The 20,891-nt window shown below is 62.5% G+C and carries 18 protein-coding genes; 6 read left to right on the top strand and 12 right to left on the bottom strand.

Annotation, left to right across the window (positions count from 1 at the left end; genetic code table 11):
- Window positions 1–6: 6 nt before the first annotated feature.
- From M1D99_RS19255 to M1D99_RS19210, 10 genes are read right to left on the bottom strand one after another with little or no spacing between them, the layout of a single operon-like run.
- Window positions 7–1,143, bottom strand: a complete 1,137-nt coding sequence (locus M1D99_RS19255; protein WP_458130624.1) for a glycosyltransferase — start codon at window positions 1,141–1,143, stop codon at window positions 7–9.
- The gene (locus M1D99_RS19250; protein ID WP_458130623.1) at window positions 1,136–2,095 is read right to left on the bottom strand and encodes a glycosyltransferase; all 960 of its coding nucleotides are present in this window, start codon (window positions 2,093–2,095) and stop codon (window positions 1,136–1,138) included. The genes M1D99_RS19255 and M1D99_RS19250 overlap by 8 nt, the downstream gene beginning before the upstream one ends.
- The gene (locus M1D99_RS19245) at window positions 2,092–3,462 is read right to left on the bottom strand and encodes an O-antigen ligase family protein (RefSeq protein WP_434571091.1); all 1,371 of its coding nucleotides are present in this window, start codon (window positions 3,460–3,462) and stop codon (window positions 2,092–2,094) included. Before M1D99_RS19245 ends, M1D99_RS19250 begins: the two co-directional genes overlap by 4 nt.
- The gene (locus M1D99_RS19240) at window positions 3,459–4,562 is read right to left on the bottom strand and encodes a glycosyltransferase family 4 protein (RefSeq protein ID WP_186708620.1); all 1,104 of its coding nucleotides are present in this window, start codon (window positions 4,560–4,562) and stop codon (window positions 3,459–3,461) included. The genes M1D99_RS19245 and M1D99_RS19240 overlap by 4 nt, the downstream gene beginning before the upstream one ends.
- Complete coding sequence (locus tag M1D99_RS19235) at window positions 4,559–6,151, bottom strand: GumC family protein (RefSeq protein ID WP_411385076.1); 1,593 nt, start codon at window positions 6,149–6,151, stop codon at window positions 4,559–4,561. The genes M1D99_RS19240 and M1D99_RS19235 overlap by 4 nt, the downstream gene beginning before the upstream one ends.
- 15 nt (window positions 6,152–6,166) lie before the next feature.
- Window positions 6,167–7,189, bottom strand: coding sequence for a polysaccharide biosynthesis/export family protein (locus M1D99_RS19230; RefSeq protein WP_186708624.1), 1,023 nt, complete (start codon window positions 7,187–7,189; stop codon window positions 6,167–6,169).
- A gap of 20 nt (window positions 7,190–7,209) precedes the next feature.
- Window positions 7,210–7,854 carry a CpsD/CapB family tyrosine-protein kinase gene (locus M1D99_RS19225; protein WP_186708626.1) on the bottom strand — a complete coding sequence of 215 codons (645 nt, stop codon included), beginning with the start codon at window positions 7,852–7,854 and terminating at the stop codon, window positions 7,210–7,212.
- Complete coding sequence (locus M1D99_RS19220; protein WP_458130622.1) at window positions 7,855–8,601, bottom strand: sugar transferase; 747 nt, start codon at window positions 8,599–8,601, stop codon at window positions 7,855–7,857.
- Window positions 8,598–9,653, bottom strand: a complete 1,056-nt coding sequence (locus tag M1D99_RS19215; protein WP_434571087.1) for an NAD-dependent epimerase — start codon at window positions 9,651–9,653, stop codon at window positions 8,598–8,600. The genes M1D99_RS19220 and M1D99_RS19215 overlap by 4 nt, the downstream gene beginning before the upstream one ends.
- Window positions 9,650–11,014, bottom strand: a complete 1,365-nt coding sequence (locus M1D99_RS19210) for a UDP-glucose dehydrogenase family protein (protein ID WP_411385072.1) — start codon at window positions 11,012–11,014, stop codon at window positions 9,650–9,652. The genes M1D99_RS19215 and M1D99_RS19210 overlap by 4 nt, the downstream gene beginning before the upstream one ends.
- Window positions 11,015–11,389: 375 nt before the next feature.
- Between M1D99_RS19210 and M1D99_RS19205 the strand changes: the two genes are divergently transcribed.
- From M1D99_RS19205 to M1D99_RS19180, 6 genes are all read left to right on the top strand, one after another.
- Window positions 11,390–13,087, top strand: a complete 1,698-nt coding sequence (locus tag M1D99_RS19205) for a sulfatase-like hydrolase/transferase (protein ID WP_458130621.1) — start codon at window positions 11,390–11,392, stop codon at window positions 13,085–13,087.
- A gap of 353 nt (window positions 13,088–13,440) precedes the next feature.
- Window positions 13,441–14,109 carry an ABC transporter ATP-binding protein gene (locus M1D99_RS19200; RefSeq protein ID WP_186708642.1) on the top strand — a complete coding sequence of 223 codons (669 nt, stop codon included), beginning with the start codon at window positions 13,441–13,443 and terminating at the stop codon, window positions 14,107–14,109.
- The gene (locus M1D99_RS19195; RefSeq protein ID WP_458132154.1) at window positions 14,109–16,577 is read left to right on the top strand and encodes an FtsX-like permease family protein; all 2,469 of its coding nucleotides are present in this window, start codon (window positions 14,109–14,111) and stop codon (window positions 16,575–16,577) included. The genes M1D99_RS19200 and M1D99_RS19195 overlap by 1 nt, the downstream gene beginning before the upstream one ends.
- Entirely contained in the window at window positions 16,567–17,637 is a 1,071-nt protein-coding gene (locus M1D99_RS19190) for a lipocalin-like domain-containing protein (RefSeq protein WP_458130620.1), read from the top strand. Before M1D99_RS19195 ends, M1D99_RS19190 begins: the two co-directional genes overlap by 11 nt.
- 66 nt (window positions 17,638–17,703) lie before the next feature.
- Window positions 17,704–17,946, top strand: a complete 243-nt coding sequence (locus M1D99_RS19185) for a hypothetical protein (RefSeq protein ID WP_186730067.1) — start codon at window positions 17,704–17,706, stop codon at window positions 17,944–17,946.
- Between the two features lie 26 nt (window positions 17,947–17,972).
- Entirely contained in the window at window positions 17,973–18,146 is a 174-nt protein-coding gene (locus M1D99_RS19180) for a hypothetical protein (RefSeq protein ID WP_458130619.1), read from the top strand.
- Window positions 18,147–18,647: 501 nt separating this feature from the next.
- On the opposite strand, the gene M1D99_RS19175 is transcribed toward M1D99_RS19180, so the two are convergent.
- Together M1D99_RS19175 and hglS are read right to left on the bottom strand one after the other, a co-directional pair.
- Window positions 18,648–19,166 (bottom strand): Hcp family type VI secretion system effector, encoded by a 519-nt coding sequence (locus M1D99_RS19175; RefSeq protein ID WP_434571077.1) that lies wholly within the window; start codon window positions 19,164–19,166, stop codon window positions 18,648–18,650.
- Between the two features lie 300 nt (window positions 19,167–19,466).
- Window positions 19,467–20,855, bottom strand: a complete 1,389-nt coding sequence (gene hglS, locus M1D99_RS19170; RefSeq protein WP_458130618.1) for a 2-oxoadipate dioxygenase/decarboxylase HglS — start codon at window positions 20,853–20,855, stop codon at window positions 19,467–19,469.
- Window positions 20,856–20,891 lie beyond the last annotated feature (36 nt).

The raw sequence follows: 20,891 nt of genomic DNA, 5'->3' as shown, positions 1-20,891 counted from the left end.
TTCTCCTTAGCGATTCTGCTCGGGGTTCCATTGGCTGTAGCGCTGGCCCCGCAGGAACTGCCAGAGCCCGATGCTCATGCCCGCCAGCGTCACCAGCACGAACGCCGCCAGTCGAAAGGGCCGGGGCAACCGGTGGCCGGCGTCCATCAAGCCGATCAGTGCCATGGCGTAGCCGAGCAACTGCGCCACCAGGCTCAGGCGATAGAACGGATGGTCGTCCCACAGCCAGGCGTTGCTCAGCAACAGCGGCAGCAGCAACACTGGCGCGAGGCGGCGGATCAATTTATGGCTGATCAACCCGATGGCGTAGAGGCCGTGACGCAGCGGGTTAAGTAGCTCCCGGCGCTGGGCCAGGCTCTGCAACCCACCGACGGTGACCCGCTGGCGCCGGCGAAACTGCTTGTCGGCTTCGTCCACGCCCTGGTCGGTCACTCGGGCCTGGGGTACGTAGACGATGGATTTGCCAGCGGCCGGCGCGCAGGTGCTGAGGAAAAAGTCATCGTTGACTTGCGCCGGTATCGGTTGGAACAAAACCCGGCGCAGCGCCAACAGGGCACCGTCGGCCGAGACCATGCAATCGGTGCGGCTCTCCACCCGCCGCAACCAGCCTTCGTAGTGCCGATACAAGCTATCGCCCAGGCTCAGGCCCTTGCCCGGCACGGGAATCTCCATATGGCCGGCACAGGCGCCAACCTCAGGATCCCCTAGCGGTGCCAGCAGATGGCCGAGAGTATCGGGAAACCATTGATTGTCGGCATCGGTGAACACCAGGATGTCGCCGCTGCTGTGGGCCACGCCGGTATTGAGGGCGGCCGCCTTGCCCTGGCGTGGCAGGTCGAGCACGGTAATCCGCGGGTCGATGACGTTGCGCGCGCAGGCCACCGTGTCGTCCGTGGAACCGTCGCTGGCAAGGATGATTTGCAGCGAGCGCGCCGGGTAATCCTGGGCCAGCAGCGTGCGCAATTTCGCTTCGATGTGCCGCGCCTCGTTATGGGCAGCAATGATGATGCTGACGTCCATGGGCACTGCCGTGATGTAGCGGCGTACCGGAAACAGCGGAGTGAGCAAGGTCAACAGCACGGGGTAGCCGAGGTAGGCGTACACCGGCAGCAACAGGCAAGACCAATACAGATATTCAGCCACGGGCAGGTCTCCTGACGTTCCGTTGGAAAAGATTGAGCAGCAGCGCGGCACCGGTCAGGTGCAGGCGCACCCCGTGCAAGGTCCACAGTTGCAAGGCCAGGCGCGGGTCGCGTTGGCTCTGGCGCAGGCTCAGCACCAAGGCCGGCAATGTGCTGATGAACAACAGCATCAGCCCCAGGCGCGCCTGGCCTTGAAGCAAGGCGATCAGTGCCAGCAAATCCATGCCCCAGGTGCCAATGGACAGCGCGGGAAACCGCAGCAGGCGCAGGCTCGGCCCGTGGCTGCGCAACAACTGCCAGTGACTGCCCTGGCGCCACAGCTCCTTGCTCATCCATTCGCGCCAGCTGCCTTCATAGCCCCAGTGCAGGGCCACGCTTTCGTTGACCAGCAACAACTGCGCACCGGCTTGGCGCAGGCGCAGGGAGAAATCCTTGTCTTCACCCGTGCGCAGGGTCTCGTCGAAACCGTCGACCCGTTCGAACCAGGCGCGACGCATCAACAGATTGGCGCTGGGTAACCATTGCACGCGATGCAAGGGGCGGGAGCCCGGACGCTGACTGCGGCGCTGCCAAGCCTGTGCAAACCACGGCGCTTGGCCGGGCGTGTCCAGGTCAAGCCCCAGCACATCGCCCTGGCGGCCTTCCATTTCGAGCAGTGACTTGAGCCAGTCGGCCGGCATTTCCATGTCGGCGTCGATGAACGCCAGCCATTCCCCACTGGCGACCGCCGCGCCACGGTTGCGCAGGGCACCGATGTGCACGCCAGGTACGATCAACACCCGCGCGCCCAGCTCATTGGCGATGCGCGGACCGTGGTCGTCGGAGCCGTTGTCCACCACGATCAACTCGCAATCCAGCCGCGCCTGGCGAGCCGCTTCCTGCGCCGCCAGCAGTGTGCGGCCGATGTGCCGGGCCTCGTTGTACATCGGGATAATGATGCTTACGCGGCTCATGAACGGGCCTCCTGCGGCTCGGCCTGTTCGGCGTCGTAGCGCAAAATGCTGGTCAAGGCGAGCATGATCCACAGCAACTTGTGGTTCGGCGCGCTGAGGAACATCAGGAACAGCGCCAGCGACAGGAAACTCATGCCCAAGTGCGTCAGCAGGTCCGCCTGGGCCCAGTCCCTACGCCGGAGCCAGAGTTGGCGCGCGCGCATCAGGTTATAGAGGCCCAGCCCAATCGTAGCGACAAACATCAAGCCGCCTGGTACGCCGATTTCGCTGAAGATTTCCAGGTAGGTGTTATGGGCCTGGCGGTACAGATCGCCCATTTTGCGATTGGCCGAGAATGCTTTCGCGTAGCCGGTGGGGGCGTAGTGCTGCGGAAACGTCCCGGGGCCGGAACCGAGAATCGGGTTCTCTCGGATCATCTGGCTGCCCACCACAATGTAGGAGGCGCGACGACCCAAGGAACCGTCCTTGTGGGCATTGGTGCCGGAACTGAGGATGCTCAACGACTGGATGCGCGCCACGTAGCCAGCCGGCATCACGGCGACTGTCACCGGAACCATGAGTGCCAGGCCGAGCATCGCGAACCCCAGGTGCCGAGGACGTATGCGAGGTAGCTGCGCCCGATAGTGATACAAGCCGATCATCAGACTGAGCAACAGCACAACCAGCCCTGAACGCGATTCTGTCTTCGTCATCCCGCCCAACAACAGGATGAAAGCGCCACCCCAGAACAACCGGTGCAACAGGTTCTGGCTGCGTAGGGTCAGCAGCAATGCCAGCGGTACGGTAAAGGCAATCAACAGTGCAAAGGCGTTCGGGTCTTCCAGCAAACCCGAGGCGCGGCCCTGATCCTGGTACCGGGCTGAAAACATCGCGAGCACGCAGGCCGTGGCGACGCTCACCGTCATCAGCCGGGCGAACATATCCAGGTTCAGCTCGCGGCCGATCAGCAGCGCGATCACAAACAGAATCAGCCCTACGGCGAGTTCTCGCAGATGCGTCAGGGACACGCCGATGTTTTCCGAGATCAACAGGCTCAGGCCATACAACGCCATGAAGCCGAGTAACGGCTTCCAGATATTGCTGCGCAAGCGCGTCCCAGGGATCTGGTGCAAGGCCAACTGCAGCATCAGGATCAGGATCAGCGCCACGCCGAGGAATTTGCTGCCGGAAAACGCGTTGTCCTTGAACAGGCCTTCGAACGGCAGCAGCGCGGCAATGCCTAGCAAACCCCAGCTGGGCTTGCGGTACAGCATGGCGACGCCCACCAGGCCGAACACTGCGCCCGGTGCCAGGAACGGATAAGGACTGGCCAGCAATGCCAGGCAGACCAGCCCCAGCAGACTGACGATCGAGAGCGGGACGATCATGGCCGAGCCTCCCGTGCCGTGCGGATATAGAGTTGTGACCAGCGTTCGGCCAGCGTGCGCAGGTCGTAGCGGTCGCGTTGGGTGCACCGCGCGTTGTCGGCGAGGATCTGCGCCAGGGGCGGTTCGCTGAACAGCGTTTCGATCTGGCTGGCCAGCGCCTCGCTGTCGGCCGGTGTAGCGAGCAGGCCGTTGTGGCGGTCTTGCAGGATATCGGGAATGCCGCCGACGCCGAACGCCACCACCGGCACGCCGGCCTGCATGGCTTCGAGCAGGATCATCGGCGTGCCTTCGGTGCGTGAACTGATCACCAGCGCATCGAGGCGGCTCCACCAGCCGTTCATGTCTGTCTGATAACCAGGCAGTTCGATGCGCGTGGGCAGCCCGGCATCGGTGATGCGTTTGAGCAAGGACTGGCGTTCCGGGCCGTCGCCAAGCATCACCGCGTGCAGCGACGCATGGCGCTGGCACAGCGGGATCATCGCGTCGAGGAACAGGTCCGGGCCCTTCTCGCTGCTCAACCGACCGACGTAGCCGACCCGCCAGCGCTGCCTGTCGGCGTGGTGGGGCAGCGGCGTCGTGACGGCGGGCAGGCCGTTGGGGATCACATCGAGTTTTTCCGCCCGCACGCTGGCCTGGCGGTGCAGCGCCGCGATGCTTTCGGCCACGCAAACCACACGCTTGACCGGCGCGGTACGGCACAGTTGCAGGCTCAGCCACGTATAGAACCGCTGCTTTGGACTGCGCGGCGTGAAGCCGTGCTGGGTAATCACCAGCGGCAGGCGCAGCATCGTGGCCGCCGACCAGCCGAACAACAGACCCTTGAAGTTGTGGGTATTGATCAGTGGTCGCTCGGCGCGCCGTTGCCGCAAATGTTGCAACAACTCGGCCCAACTGGCGCAGTGGTGGCAATCGACTCCGGCCTGGCGGAACCGCGTGATCAAGGTCGGCGGCGCCGCCAGAAACACCACCTGATGTTGGCCGGGTGTCGCCAGGCAATGATCGAGCAGCATCCGCTCGGCCCCATAGAAGCCGCCGCTGTCGAGCAGATGAATGATCGACAAGGGGCTGTCATGGCGGGACGGGCCGAACGGCGCGTTCAATTTCTCACCCAATGGACAAGGCTGGGCAGGCTCCAGTTGCGGTGTGGATTGATCTGCTCGGGTGACTGCTCGTTGATCACCAGCAAGACCGGCAGATCCAGTTGCTGGCTGATTTGCGCTGGGTGCTTGAAGCGATGGTCGAAGAACTCACGCACGTAGACCAGGGCGATCGCCAGCAGCAGGCCACTGAACATGCCGAAGACAATGATCAGCATCGGCTTGGGAAAGGCCGCGGCGGTGGGTTCGAACGGCGGGCTCAGGACCCGGGCGTTGGACAGGTCGTTGTCCAGCGAACGCGCGGTGCTGGCCTCGGCGAAGCGTTGGGCATACGTCGAGAAGGCCGCATGCAGGGCGTTGATCTCGGTGTCCATCTGCCGCAGCTTGCTCTGGGTTTCCTGCAACTGGTGGATGCGTTCCTTGAAGGCTGCGATGCGTTCGACTTTCTGGTTGATCACCGAGCTGACCACCGCCAGGTCGGTGGTGCGTTCCTGGATGCGGTTGTTCACCACTTTGAGGAATTGCTGGCGCGTGCGCACGATCTGCTCCCGGGCCAGCAGCATCGGTTCGCTGCTGGGTTGGAAGATCGCCAGGTCGTTCATGTAGCGGCTCACCTGGCTGGTCAATTGCTCGCCCATTTGCCGGATTTCCCGGTCTTCGAAGGCAATGTTGTCCACGGTGGTGGTGAAGGTGAACGGGAAGGTGTAGTCGTTGAACCGCGAGCTGTTCGCCGCCGCCAGGCTGGTCTTGAGGTAATCGAGCCAGCGTTGGCTTTGCAGCAAGCGATCCCGGTACAGGTTCAGTGCCTGTTCCTCGGTGTTGATCGCATTCAAGCGGAACGTGATTTCTTCCTTGGGATCGGAAGAGCCGACGCCTTCAAGCAGCGTCAGGCGGTTGCCTTCCAAGCCGTCAAGGCGCGTCTGGTATTGGGCTTTCTTCTGCTCGTAGAAGGTTTGCGGCAGTTCGATCGACTGCAGGTCCTGGCGGTTGCTGAGGTAGTTCTGCAGCAGTTGCGCCACGAACCGGGTGCCTTGGGCCGGATCGCCGAAGCTGTAGACGATGGAGATGACGTTGGAGCCGGGCAGGGTCTCGATCTTCAGGTTCTCGATGGCCTCGTCGGTCAGGGTATCGAGCACGGTGTCGCGCACCGGATCGACCTCAAGCCCCAGGCCATCGCGCAGCGGGTTGACGACGTACTCGCGCAGGGGCTGGGTGATGTAGCGCTTGAGCGGTTCACTCACCCATTTGTTGAGAATGCCGGGGCTTGGGGTGTATTCACCCTGTTCGCGCAGGACACTGATGGTCTGCCGGATCAGCGCCGGCGAGCGCAGGATGTTGCTCTCGGTTTCCATGTCCGCCAGGGACGGCGGGATGAAGGTGGCGTTTTCCTGGTTCAGCGACGTGGTGGCGTCGCCCTGGGAGAGCTTTTTCGACTGGACGATCACCTGGGCGGTGATGTCGAAGCTCTGCTTGAGCATCAACGGCAGCACCAGGGCGATCATGGCGAAAATCAGGAAGACGCGCTTCACCCACTGCTTGTTGGCAAAGAAGATCCTGAAGAACTCGTGCAGATAGTTTTCCTTGGGGTTCATGATCATTCACCTGGGTCAGTTGCCGCTGCTGTCGTTGTCGAGGTCGTAGCCGAAGCTGACGCCAACGCCCTGGAACAGCACCACGTCGGCCAGTTGCCTGGCCATTTCACCGGCTTTGGCCAAGCCGGTCTTGGGCACATACAGCATGTCTTCCGGTTGCAGGTAGGCGATCTGCGAGGCGTCACCGCTCAGGGCCTTCTCCACGTCGTAGTGGCGGGCTTCAACCTGATTGCCGTTGCGACGCATGATCACCACCGAGTCGAGCCTTGCCTTGACGTTGGTGCCACGAGCCAGGGTCAGGGCCTCGAGGACCGAGATCGGCCGGCGGATCGGGTAGGAACCCGGCTGCGCCACTTCGCCGAGGACATAGATCTCGTTGCCGGCGGTGGACTTGAGCAGCACATCCACCGTCATGTGGCCGGGCAGCTGCGCGTAGCGCTCGTTGAGGAAGGTTTCCAGTTGGGTGACGGTCATGCCTTGCAACGGCACCGAGCCGATTTCCGGGAAGCTGGCGTAGCCATCCCGGCCTACGATGATTTCCCGGCTCATGCCCGTGGCCGGGTGGGTCAGGGTGTTGCGCAAGTTCGTCTCGCCGGACAGCGGGCTCGTCACCAGAACGGTCAATTGGTTGCGGTTGGGTTGGAACAGCATCTTCTGGTTGTAGGCACGCTGCACCGCCAGGCGGGCTTCGTCGGTGGTCAGGCCGGCGACTTTCACCGAGGTGTTGGCGCCCGGCAGTTCGATGCTGCCGTCGGGCATCACCTGTTGCGTGCCGTTGAGCTGGCTGGCGGCGGTGAAGTTCAAGGCAACCTGATCGCCAGGTTGCACTCGATAAGCCTGGGATGAGGTGGTGTCGATGTGAAAAATCACATCCAACACATCTTGGGGCCTCAGGGTTTGTTCGACCCTGGGCATGTCGGTGGCCTGGGCGTTGGCCGGCGCGGCCGTGAGGATCTGCACCGGCATCGAGCGGGTATCGGTGGTGCTGGAGCAACCGGCAAGCGGCAGCAACAGCAGGACAAGCATCTTGGCGTTCATCTCGTCATCCTTTTGCAGGCTTACAGGTTGTTGTAGAGCCACTTGGGCATGTAGTACTTGCGGCGGTTGAACACGCTGCCGACCACTTTCGCGCCGGCTTGGGACAGGCGCTGGCGGGTGGCCTGGGCCACTTCCCAGCGGGTGTCTTCACCGCGCACCACCAGCACCACGCCATCCACCTGGGTGCTGAGCACCAGGGTGTCGCTGGCCGAATACACCGCGTCGCCGTCGATCACCACAAAGCGGTATTGCGCCGCCAGTTGCCTGAACAGCGGGCGCAGGCGCTCGGGGCTCAGGTGGTCGGCATTGCGGCCGAGGCGACCGTGGGGCAGCACGTCGAAGGGCAGGCTGGACGCCTGCACCACGCAATCCTGCAACAGGGGCGGGGCAAGGCTGTTGAACAACAGGTCGGTGAAGCCGCGCTCCTTGTGCAACGACAGCTGTTGGCTGAGGTTGCGCGGTGACTGGCTGGCATCCACCAGCAGGACGCGACCGTTGCTCATCTGCGCCAGTTGCGCGGCGAGTGCCATGGCGCTGGTGCTGGTGCCAGTGCCGGTGTTGGCGGACGTCAAGAGCAGGATCCGCAGGGAAGGGTCGAGCACGGTCGAGGTCAGGTTGGTCTCGCTCGGGCTGGCTATGGTCAGGATATTCGTTGAACCGTCCATTTAACTCGCTCCGTGGCCGCTGAAAACTTTGAAGGGGGTTAGCATCAGGATCTTCAAATCCAGCCATAGGCTTTGTTCAGCGATATAGCTGAGGTCCAATTCCACGCGCTGGTCGAAGTCGATATTGCTGCGCCCGGAGATCTGCCACAGGCCGGTCATGCCGGGGTAGATGCTCAGGCGCACAAGATGGTTGTCCTTGTAGCGATAGGCGTTGAACGAGGTTGGCCGCGGGCCCACCAGGCGCATGTCGCCAGTCACTACGTTGATCAGGTTCGGCAGTTCGTCGAGGCTGCTGCGACGCAGGAACCGGCCGATGGGCGTGATGCGCGGGTCGTTGTCGATCTTGAAATCGATGGCTTCGGCGCCGTGTTTGTTGAGGTGACGCAGCGACTCCTTGAGGGCCTCGGCGTCGGCGACCATGGTGCGGAACTTGTACATGCCGAACACCCGCCCGCGATAACCGGTGCGCTTCTGTACGAATAGCACCGGGCCCGGGCTGGAAAATTTGACCAGCAGTGCCAGGCCCAGCAACAGCGGGCAGAACACCACCAGGATCGCCAGTGCGCCGAGGCAGGCCACTACACGGTTGGTGCGCGAGACCGTCCAGGGCCGGCCGCCGTCGCGACCGGTCAACCATCCACGGCCCTGGCGGTGGATGGCCGCGTCCAGGCGCCTGCGGTGGTCGGGATCGACACGTTTGTCGCGCCCGGGGGCGTTGATCTCGATGGCTTGTTCATGTCGGGTCATAGACTCCTCCGCTGAGGTTGGGCCGGGAGCGGCGCGTGGGCAGGCAGTGGGTAGTAATCGAGGAACCACTGGATGAAGCGACCCAGGCCGTCGTCCAGTGCGATGCACGGCCGGAAGCCGGTGGCCCGTGCCAGGTCGCTGGCGTCGGCGCAGGTGTTGAGTACATCGCCGGCTTGCAGGGGCAGCAGTTCGATGCGAGCGGTTCGTCCCAGGTGTTTTTCCAGCAGCGCGACATAGGTGCGCAGCGCCACCGGGTGCTGGCCGCCGATGTTGTAGATCCGCCAGGGCGCGCGGCTGGTGGCCGGGTCCGGTTGTTCGTGATCCAGCAAGGGCGTGACCTGGGGCGCACGGTCGATCAGGCGGGCGATGCTTTCGACGATGTCGTCGATGTAGGTGAAATCCCGCTGGTGCTCGCCGTGGTTGAACAGTTGCAGCACCCGGTCTTCGGCGATGGCGCGGGCAAACTGGATCGGCGACATGTCCGGCCGGCCCCAAGGGCCGTACACCGTAAAGAACCGCAGGCCGGTGCAGGGAATGCCAAACAGGTGGCTGTAGCTGTGGGCCATCAGTTCGTTGGCTTTTTTACTCGCCGCATACAGCGATAATGGGTGGTCGACATTGTCCTGGACTGAATAAGGAATGCGCGTGTTGGCGCCGTACACCGAGCTCGAGGAGGCGTAGATCAAGTGCTTGACGGGATACCGGCGGCAGTTTTCCAGGATGTTCAGGAACCCGGTGATGTTGCTGTCGACATAGGCCTGGGGGTTTTCCAGGGAGTAGCGCACGCCGGCCTGGGCCGCGAGGTGAATCACCACGTCCGGGCGCCGGGTTTGGAACAGTTCATCAATGGCCGGCGCGTCGGCCAGGTCGAGCCGCGCCAAGGGGAAGCTGCCGACCTGGCCGTTCACCCAGGCCACGCGATCGTGCTTGAGCTGCGGGTCGTAGTAGTCGTTGAAATTATCCAGCCCGCACACCCGATGGCCGTCGCGCAGCAGCCGCAGCACGACGTGGGCGCCGATGAAACCGGCTGCGCCGGTGACCAGGATGTTCATGCTTGCGGCCCTGGCGCCGGAGTGCCGGGCACGGTGTGGCGCAGCCCGATACCGCGATACAACAGCCCGGCGGCGGCCAGGTGTTCGGGGTTGTACAGGTTGCGGCCATCGATGATCACCCGGGCGCGCAACTTGCTGGCCAGCAGGTCGAAATCCACCACGCGAAAGTTCTTCCACTCAGTGCAAATCACCAGGGCATCGGCATCTTCCAGGGTGTCATCGCGGGTCGCGCAGAGATTGAGGTCTTTGCGATAGCCGTAGAGGCGACGGCATTCGGACATGGCTTCCGGATCGTAGGCCTGGACCCGTGCGCCTTCGCGCCACAGGGCTTCCATCAGGTAGCGGCTGGGGGCTTCGCGCATGTCATCGGTGTTGGGCTTGAACGCCAGGCCCCAGATGGCAATCGACTTGCCGGCCAGGCCATCCTGGAACTGCTTGGCCAGTTTTTCGAAGAGGATGTGCCGCTGGCTGTCGTTGACGTCGGTGACGCTGCGCAGCAGGCGCAGTGGCATGCCGCTTTGTTCGGCGGTGTGCAGCAGGGCCCGCAGGTCCTTGGGAAAGCACGAACCGCCGAAACCGCAGCCAGGGTAGATGAAGTGATAACCGATGCGCGGGTCCGAGCCGATGCCTTTGCGCACCGCTTCGATGTCGGCGCCCAACCGTTCGGTGAGGTTGGCCAGTTCGTTCATGAAACTGATGCGGGTGGCGAGCATGGCGTTGGCGGCGTACTTGGTCAGTTCGGCGCTGCGGTTGTCCATGAACATCAGTTTTTCGTGGTTGCGGCAGAAGGGCGCGTAGAGCTCGGTCATCTGGTCGCGAGCCACTGGATCGGCGGTGCCGACGATGATCCGGTCCGGACGCATGCAATCGGCCAGGGCGCTGCCTTCCTTGAGAAACTCGGGATTGGACACGACGCGTACGTTCAGCTGTTTCAGGCCGCGCCGGGCCAATGCCTGGCGGGCGCATTCGGCCACCTTGTCGGCGGTGCCCACCGGCACGGTGGACTTGATGACCAGGGTGCGGTCGCTGTCCATGAAATCGGCGATCTGCCGGGTGACGGCCAGCACATGGCTGAGGTCGGCCGAGCCGTCTTCATCGGCGGGCGTGCCAACGGCGATGAAGATCAACTCGCCATGATTGACCGCGTCGCTGGCCTGGGAGCTGAACGACAAGCGTCCGGCCTTGATGTTGTCTTCGAGCAGATTGGACAGCCCCGGCTCGCTGATGGTTGGCACAGCCTGTTGCAGTTGCCGGATCTTGTTCGGGTCGATATCGATGCATAAAACGCGGTGTCCGACGTCGGCCATTGCAGCCGCCTGGATCAGCCCGACATACCCCGTACCAAATACGCTCACGTCCATTTTTGGCGCGCCTCGCAAACCGAATGATGTAACTCGGATGAAACTGTTTAGAGGGGTATAGCGCAGCTTCAGAAAAGCGTGTCAGCAAAATGACAGTTGTCAGTGTTGGCAATTCATGTGAAATCGGGCCTTTTGATATCAAGTCATTGACTGTTCTAGCAAAGTGGCTGTTTTACTGGGGATGTCCGGCATTTAACAAAGCGATAAACGGTCGTTATCCATAGATTTTTATATTTTGTTACCTATTTTCGTGTCGTTTTTGGGGTAACTTTTTTTTGACGCTTGTTGTGGGTGGACGTTTCTTGCGCTTTGAAAACCGGCTGCTAACGTGCAGGAACGAAGCGCTTTTGACACCGCGATCCGGTCGAGGAAAACATGGCCCGCTACCTCAAGGAATTGCTCCTGCTTTTGTACCTGCTCAAGGGGTACGACGCTTACCTCGACCGTCTCGACGCGTTGGGCCTGGGCTTGGCGACCGTGCTGTTCGGCGCCATGTTCGTGGTGCTGGTGCTGGCGCTGTGGATGAGCGCCTACATTCGCCAGACGTTGGTGAGGCATGTGTTTGCCTTGGCGTTGTTTGTTTCGGCGGTGTTTTTCGAGGTGTACACCCAAGTCACGGACAGTTACCTGACCTACAGCCAGTTCGTTTCGCTGGTGTACTCGGGAGGCTTTATCCAGGAGGCGGCCTATCAGTACCGCGAGGTGATCATCAACGCGGTGATCGGGGGCTTGTTACTGTTGTTCGGCATCGCTCTCAAACCTCGACGAACGCTGCGAGTGCCCGGTTATCTGCCTGTGGTCGCGCCCGTGCTGGGGGTGATGTTGCTCAGTGGCGTGTTGTTCGTGCGGGCGGGCGAAGGTGCGCGCGGCCTGCCGGTGATGTACACGCCGTTGGCCTATTTGAATCTCCTTGCCTATGAGTCCTTGCACAGCACGATCGGTCCCCGGGAGCCGGTCACCCTAACGCGGCGATCATCCTTGATCGAGCAGGACATAGTGCTGATCATCGATGAAAGCGTCGGCGGCAATTACCTGGATATCAACACCCCGTTTGGCGTGCGCAGCGGCCTGAAAACGCCGCCCGAGGGCGTGGATATGTTCAATTTCGGCTACGCGGCGTCCATTGCCAATTGCAGCGCCGACACCAATGTCACCTTGCGCTACGGGGGGACGCGGACCGACTACATACGCATCAACAGCACTCGGCCGTCGATCTGGCAGTACGCCAAAAAGGCCGGCTTGCGTACCGTCTACATCGACGCCCAGCGCACCGGTGGCAACTTGCAGAACCTGATGACCGAGTTGGAAAAGCAGGACATCGATGAATTCGTCCAATTCGACCAGACCCGCGTGCGCGACCGCGACATGGCGGCGGCGGCGAAGTTGATCGAACTGCTGGACGATCACCAGGCTGAACTGGTGGTGATCAACAAGGTGGGGGCGCATTTCCCGGTACACGACAAATACCCCGACGACTTCATGAATTACCGCCCGGCCTTGCCGCGCGGGCAGTACCAGGAAGTGGCCGATACCGGCAGCCGCGACGGCTTCGATGGGCAGAAAGATGACTGGTTGCTGTACCGCAACGCGTACCAGAACACCTTGCTGTGGAACGTTGGTGAGTTCTTCAGGCGAGTCTTCCAGCAGGCCGATTTGAGCCGAGCGGTGCTGATCTACACCTCCGATCATGGCCAGGATCTGCACGAGCGTGGCAATCCTGGGCTCAACACTCATTGTGGTGGCGACCCGATGCCCGAAGAGGGGTTGGTGCCGTTGGTGGTGATCCAGGGCCGTCAGTTGGATAGTCTTGATTGGCGTGGCGCCTGGGCGCGGAACAAGGATCGTTCGAGTCACTACAACATCTTTCCGACGCTGTTGCAGTTGATGGGGTATGACCCGGTTGGGGTTGAATCGGTTTATGGCAGGTCGTTGAGCCAGCCGACGGAGGATGATTTTACGTTCAACTATCGTTTCAACGCGCGGTTGGGGGCGAAACCGGCTTGGAAGCATATTGACCTGGACCATATCGTGACGCCGCAGCCTGGCCAGGCCGAAATGGCGGCGGGGCATTGATTGAAGGCCCCCATGCGCTGGGCTCTTTGTGGGAGCGAGCTTGCTCGCGATGTCGGAGGGTCAGTTTGCGATGATGTTGGATACCCACAAGGTCTTGCACGACCCTGTGGCGAGGGAGCTTGCTCCCGCTGGGTCGCGCAGCGGCCCCAAAAAAAGCGATGAGCGCTACGCACTCAAGCGGGAGCAAGCTCCCTCGCCACAAAAGCTACCCAGCCATCACGCCACGGATTGATCAACGGTAAACCCTGTGGGAGCGAGCCTGCTCGCGATGGCGGTGGGTGAGTGGGTGGGAGGTGTTGAGTGCGCCCAACCTCCGCTATCCTGAGCCTCACGCCCACCCGTCGAGGCTGCCCATGCTGGAAGTCCGCCAAGTGTTCAAAAGCTACCCCACGCCCCAAGGCCCGTTGCCGGTGCTGCAGGGCGTCGACCTGACCTTGATGCCCGGCAGCAGCTTGGCGCTGATGGGGGAATCTGGCAGCGGCAAGAGTACCTTGCTGCATTTGGTTGCCGGGCTGGACAAGGTCGATCGCGGGAGCATTCGCAGTGGCGAATATCGACTCGACGGCATGAGTGAAAGCCAGCTGGCGAATTGGCGGCGCACGGAAATCGGCCTGGTGTTCCAGCAGTTCAACCTCATCAGCAGCTTGTCGGTGGAAGACAACCTAGCGTTCCAGGCCCGCTTGTGCGGTCGCTATGACGCGGCCTGGCAAGCCCATCTGGTGCAGCGGCTCGGGCTTTCAGGGTTGCTGCGGCGTTACCCCGAGCAGCTTTCCGGCGGCCAGCAGCAACGGGTGGCGCTGGGGCGGGCGCTGGCTTCTCGACCGCCCTTGTTGCTGGCTGACGAACCCACCGGCAGCCTCGACGAAGCCACCAGTGACGAAGTGCTGCAGCTTTTGCTGGAACTGCTGGAGGGCAGCCCCACCAGCCTGTTGATGGTGACCCACAGTCCCCGGGTAGCGGCTCGCCTGGCCCAACGCGTGGTATTGCATGGCGGACGGTTGGCGCAGGTGGCCCAGGGGTGATGATTTTCCGCCAGGCCCTCAAGGCACTGCTCAGCCATTGGCGCCAGCACCCGGTGCAGTTCTTCAGCGTGTTGACTGGCCTCTGGCTCGCCACCAGTCTGCTCACCGGCGTGCAAGCGCTGAACAGTCAGGCCCGGGACAGCTACGCCCGGGCCAGCCAACTGATCGGCGGCGAACCCCAGGCCAGCCTCACTGCACCCGGCGGCGGCACCTTCCCTCAGCAATGGTTTGTCGATTTGCGGCGCCAGGGCTGGCCGGTGTCGCCGGTGTTGCAGGCCCGGGTGGTGCTCAAGGGGCACGAGGACCAGCGTCTGCAACTGATGGGCATCGACCCGGTGTCGCTGCCGCCCGGTGCGGCGTTGGCGGGGCAGGCGCGGGAGATGAGCGAGGTGGTGGAGTTCTTTACCGATCCCGGTCGTACCTGGATCGCCCCGCAGACTTTGCAGGCCCTGGGGCTGGGTGAGGGCGACCAGCCCCAAACCGTCGATGGGCGACCCCTGCCGCCGCTGCATGTCCAAGTGGACATGGCGCCGGGCATGCTGTTGATGGACATCGGGTTTGCCCAAGCGGTACTCGGAATGCCGGACCAGCTGTCGCGGCTGCTGTTGCCCGAGACGTTCAGCGCCGCGCTGCCGGAGGCGTTCGGCGATCGACTGCAATTCAAGCGCGCCGATGAAGAAAACAATCTCTCGCGCCTGACCGAAAGTTTCCACTTGAACCTCGACGCCCTGGGCTTTTTATCCTTCGTGGTGGGGTTGTTCATCGTTCACGCGGCCATCGGCCTGGCTCTGGAACAGCGCCGCAGTCTGTTGCGAACCCTGCGGGCCTGTGGCGTCAGTGCGCGGGTACTGGTCACCAGCCTGGCGATTGAACTGGGCGGGTTGGCCTTGCTCGGTGGGATCGCCGGGGTGCTCAGCGGCTATTGGCTGGCGGGCCTGTTGTTGCCCGATGTCGCGGCGAGCCTGCGGGGCTTGTACGGCGCTGAAGTGGCCGGGCACTTGAACCTCAGCCCGGCGTGGTGGCTCAGCGGTGTCGGCCTGAGCTTGCTTGGCGCGCTGCTGGCCGGCGCCGACAGCCTGTTGCGGGCGGCGCGCCTGCCCTTGCTGGCGTTGGCCAATCCCCAAGCCTGGCATCAAGCCCATGGGCGCTGGCTGCGACGCCAGGGATGGGTGGCGACGGTGGCGGCGTTGATTGCCGCATCGGCGTTGGTCTGGGGCGACAGCCTGGCCAGCGGTTTTGTCCTGATGACCGCCTTGTTGCTGGGCGCGGCACTGGCCTTGCCGGTGTTGCTCAGCGGCGTGCTGACGTGGTTGTCGCGCCGCAGCCGCTCGGTGCTCGGGCAATGGTTTCTCGCCGATTGCCGCCAACAATTGCCGACCCTGAGCCTGGCGCTGATGGCCTTGCTGCTGGCATTGGCGGCGAACATCGGCGCCGGCAGCATGACCGCCGGCTTTCGCCAGACGTTCAGCAACTGGCTCGAACAACGGCTGAGCGCCGAGTTGTACATCAACCCGCAAACCCCGGCCCAAGCCGAAGAGCTGCATACCTGGCTCAAGCAGCAACCGGCGATCACTGCCGTTGTGCCGCTCTGGCAAGTCTCGCTCCCGTTGCGGGGCTGGCCGACGGATATCCATGGCATCCTCGACCACTCTCACTATCGCCAGCATTGGCCGCTGCTGGAATCGTCCGGCGACAAGCCGTGGGAGCAGTTGGCCGCCGCCGACACCCTCATGCTCAGCGAACAACTGGCCCGACGCCTCAAGGTGAGGATCGGCGATCAGTTGACCTTGCCGACGCCGCAGGGACCTTGGGCGCTACGTGTCGTCGGCATCTACGCCGACTATGGCAATCCCAAGGGCCATGTGCTGGTCAACGTCGAGCACTTGCTGGCGCACTGGCCGAACCTGACGCCGAACCGTTTCAACCTGCGCATTGAACCGCCGGCGATTCCGGCGCTGGTGACGGCATTGCAGGGCCGGTTCGGCCTGGATGACAGCCGCATTGTCGACCAGGCCCGGCTCAAGGGCTGGTCGACCCAGGTGTTCGAACGCACCTTCGCCGCCACCGCCGCCCTTAACAGCCTGACCCTGGCGGTAGCCGGGGTGGCGTTGTTCATCAGCCTGCTGACCCAGAGCCAGAGCCGTCTCGGCCAGTTGGCACCGTTGTGGGCGCTGGGAGTGACGCGTCGGCAGTTGATGTTGCTCAACCTCGGCCAGACCTGGTTACTGGCGCTGCTGACCCTGGTCCTGGCCTTGCCGCTGGGCATTGCCCTGGCCTGGTGCCTGGACGCGGTGATCAATGTGCAGGCTTTCGGCTGGCGCCTGCCGTTGCGGGTGTTCCCATTGCAGTTGGCTCAGTTGCTGGCCCTGGCGATGCTCGCCACGCTCCTGGCATCGGCCTGGCCCCTGTATGCGTTGTACCGCACGCAGCCGGCGGATTTGCTCAGGAGCTTTGCCCATGAAGATTAAAGCCGGCCTGTTACTGCTGGCGTTGCTCAGCGGTTGTGATGACTCGGCGCCGACGCAAAAGGGCTTCGCCGGCCTCGGCGACCAGGCTGTCGCGTTCACGCCGGTCGTGCCTGGGCGGGTGTTCAGTTTCCCGGCCGACCACGGCGTCCATGAAGGTTTTCGCATCGAATGGTGGTACATCACCGCCAACCTCAAGGATTCCCAAGGCCGAGAGTTCGGCGTGCAATGGACGCTGTTTCGCAGCGCCTTGGATGCCGCACCCCAAGCCAGCGGTTGGCGCAACCAGGCAATCTGGCTCGGTCATGCGGCGGTCACTTCCGACAGCGTGCACTATGCCGCCGAACGTTATGCGCGAGGTGGGGTGGGGCAGGCCGGGGTGCAAGTGCAGCCCTTCGAGGCCTGGATCGACGACTGGCAATTCGGCACCCAGGCTTCAGCGGCCGAGCCGTTGGCGGACATGCAATTGAAGGCTCGCGACCGACGCTTCAGCTATGCCTTGCGGCTGACGTCGAACCGTCCGTTGGTGTTGCAGGGCGATCAAGGTTTCAGCCAGAAATCCGAACAGGGCCAGGCGTCGTACTACTACAGCCAGCCGTTTTTCCAGGCCGACGGTGAACTGGAAATCGACGGCCAGCGCTACACGGTCAGCGGCCCGGCCTGGCTCGATCGCGAATGGAGCAGCCAGCCCCTGACCGCCAACCAGACCGGCTGGGACTGGTTCTCCCTGCACCTGGACAATGGCCAGCACCTGATGCTCTATCGCATGCGCCACAAGCACGGCGCGCCTTACCTCACGGGCACCTGGGTCGATGCCCAGGGCCGGGCGCAAACCCTGCGCGCCGAGGAGATCAGTCTCGTGCCATTGGACACGGCCAAGGTCGCCGGGCGCTCGATGCCGGTACGCTGGGCCATCAAGATCCCGGGCAAGCAACTCGACATCATCACCCAGGCACTCAACCCCAACGCCTGGATGGACTTGCGCATTCCCTATTGGGAAGGCCCGGTGCGGCTGAGCGGCAACCAGGGCGGCACGGGTTACCTGGAAATGACCGGCTACTGAAAAATCACTGGAACTCCCCGCGAACGCCGACCCTCATAACCTATGAATGTCTCGCAGGAGTCCGTCATGGGCGATGACCTCAAGCTTCCGTCGCTGGCCGATTGGCAGCGGCTGTTCGACGACAAGGCCTACCGGCAGCAGTCCCCCGATGCTCATTTCACTGAGTTGATGCAGGTGGCCAATGACCTGTTCGGCCGCGGCGCCATCGATCTGGCACGCTGGCAGGATTTGAAGACCCAGGCCGAGCAACTGCACCAGCGCTCCCCGGATGCCAATGTCGCCGAAGAAGTCGCCGACCCCGATGCCTGAATCCCGAATGACCCCAGGAGTTCGCCATGAACCACAGCCCCGATCAAACCCGGCCCAACCCGGACGCGCCAGCATTGCCCGGCGAAGTGGAACGCGATAACGATGCCTTGCGGCCCAATGACCCGGCCAAGCGCAAACAGCAACACGGTGACCCTGATGCGGGGGATACCGATGCGCAAAAAAACGGACGGCGTGGATGAAGTGCGTCATGCCGAGGGGTATTAAAAAAGAGTTTTTAATGGTTGTTTAATTTTTATTCATGGATAACTTTTTTGTATTTGTCCATGTCTTGTATAACCGGTTGTACGGCTAGTGCAGGAGTTGCCATTCAATACTGTGGCGAGGGAGCTTGCTCCCGCTGGGATGCGAAGCAGCCCCAAAAGCGGCCGCTGCGCGCCCGAGCGGGAGCAAGCTCCCTCGCCACAGGTTCCGCGGTTCGGTCACAATGTAACTGTGCGAGTCATGATCAATCGGCGGCAGTTACGATCAAAGATAAACAATTATTTAAACACTCTCCCGGACATAGTCTGAAAGTTCCATTATTATTGTCCCCGTTCGCCCAGTGTCAGGCTCTTTACCAGTGCATGGATTGCCGAGGCCGTCGCACTGGGCGAACACCGTCCTGAATCAATGACTTTCAATTATTTGTTTGCACATTGGCCAACAGCGGTGGCCCATGCGTGAGTGGTTGCGCTCGAACATTAGCCGACTATGGGTGAACGCCAGTCATCGGAACCCGAAGTGCCACTGACTTCGTGGGTCCAAGTGATTTTGCGGTACGTGAAATGCACGTCTTCCAGATGGGTGAAGTGCGCGTTCGCCGGGTCCTGGCAGTTGAACATGTAATCCTTGATCTCGACGATAATCGCGTCCTCCAGCTTGGTGGTGAAGTAATGTTCCTGGCTGCCCGAGGCGGATGTCCGGAACCATTGGATCTCGACTTCATTCATGCATTCACCGCTGGTCAGGGCCGCAAGCAGTAACGGCGTGGCCTTGTCGAACATTTTGGTGATTATGAGGGGCTGGTGCATGCGTTGGCCGGTCGGCTGGCCGGATTGCGGATCGCGCGGAACAGTCACCCGATGCTGGAAACCTTGCACCATGATTTTATTTTCACGACCTTCCTGAAAAATATTACCAACCGAGTCAATGGTAAACGCACCGGCAGTGATCAGACCTTGTTTGGCGCCTGTAATGGTCATATATGCGGGGGTAGCCAAGGGATGCTCTCCTTCCTGGATAACTAAGGGCCTGGGACGGAAATCGCCCCGAGGTGGCCTGACGGTTATCAAGAGCTGTGCCATCTTCAAAAAAACCATAGATATCAATAGGTTGGTTTGACCCTTGGTGCTTATATCTTCCAGGGCGGTCACAAAGCGCACAAACCCTTGCCCGGCGCATGACAGATCCTCGCGGCCCACCCGCACACCGCGCCATCCGGGCAGAATCACCCAGGAAGGCGCGCCACGCTGCACGCGCCCCCCAGGCAACTTCTTGCCGTTTTATCCTTCGGTGTATTCCTATACGCCCAATGCGGCCCTGCACTCATCGATGGAGCGCTGTTGCGTCTGGGCATACAGCCCCAACTCGTCGATGGTCCCTCGCCCCAGCGCCGCCTCGAAAGCCTGGCGGTTGGATTGCCCGGCGTAATGGCTTTGGGCGGCGTCGCCGAGGTTCGACTGGAAGATGCCGGCGGCGCTGACGGGTAGGAAGTCTTCGTACACCAAGGGCTCGGCCCGCAGGTATTGCTGTTCGAGCAAGTGTTCCAGGGTGGTCGCTGCCTCGAGGGTGCCCTTGGCGGCGAGGCCCTTGGGCGTCGGGACATAACGGAAATACGCCAACGCCTGTTGGCGCAGCTCATCGTGGTTATCCGGGAATGCGCCGAAGTGTTCGGCCATCAGCACGTTGTAGCGCCCGGCGTTGGCTTCGTTGGGGAATTCCCCCAGCGCATCGCGCGCGGCGTTCAGCAATTGGTCATAAAGCGCACGGCCTTTGGGTGTGAGCGCGGCGCCGCGTTGTTCGATTTCGCCGAAGCGGGCGCTATGGCTGCCTTGGGGCTGGGGCCGGGTCTGGGGCTGGTCGGTGAAGGCAACGGGCTCATCGAGCGCCTTGAAACTGGTCTGGCGCAGCAGGATCGGGCATTGGCGACGGGGTGGGCCTTCGATCACAGCCTTGGGCGTGATGCCATGCGTGGGCATCCGCGCCTGGACGATGTCGATGTCCAGGGTGCGCGGCGTCAGGTGGTTGATGTGCGGGCCCTTGAACGCCACCACGTCGGCGATCAGGCGATGCTGGGCACTCAGTTGCCGATACTGTTCGGCGGTGACGGTGGCGCTGTGGTGCCAGCGAAAGGTTTCCAGGGCCTGTAGGACAAAGTCCTCGGCTTGGGTTTCGCTCAGGCCGCCCTGGCGTTCGGCCAGGTCAATGAGCTCAAGGGCGCCGGGGGTGAAGATCTGCCGTTTGGCCAGCACCGATTCGGCAAAGGCCCGAAGCTCGGCATTCTCGATCAGTTCCAGGCGCAGCAGCGAGGTAAACACCCGGAACGGGCTGACCTGCAAGGCGCTTTCATGCACGGCGCGAAACGCGGTGGAATGCACCGGTACACCGGCTGGCGTGAGGTCGTAGTAGCCCACCGGCTGCATGCCCATGACCGCGAACAGTCGCCCCAGGGTGGCCAGCTCGGCGGCGGTGCCGACGCGGATCGCGCCGTGGCGTTCCAGGTCCAGGCGCTCGAGTTCGCCCGTGTTGCTCAGGTGGGCGGCCAGTTCCGGCTGTTCGGTCAGGACCTGGGCGTTGGTGGCTTCCACCAGCTCCATCAGTGCGCCATACAACGGCACCTCGTCGCGGTACATGTCGGACATCGCTTTGGAGAAGCGTTGGCGGATCAGGTCGGGGCTGACGAAGCTCATCGTGGGAATTCCTGGCGAGGGCTGTGGGAAAGTTGG

This window comes from Pseudomonas sp. R3-41 (genome assembly GCF_054161485.1).
Note: the sequence above shows the minus strand (reverse complement) of the source record. Positions and strands in the feature narration are given on the sequence as shown.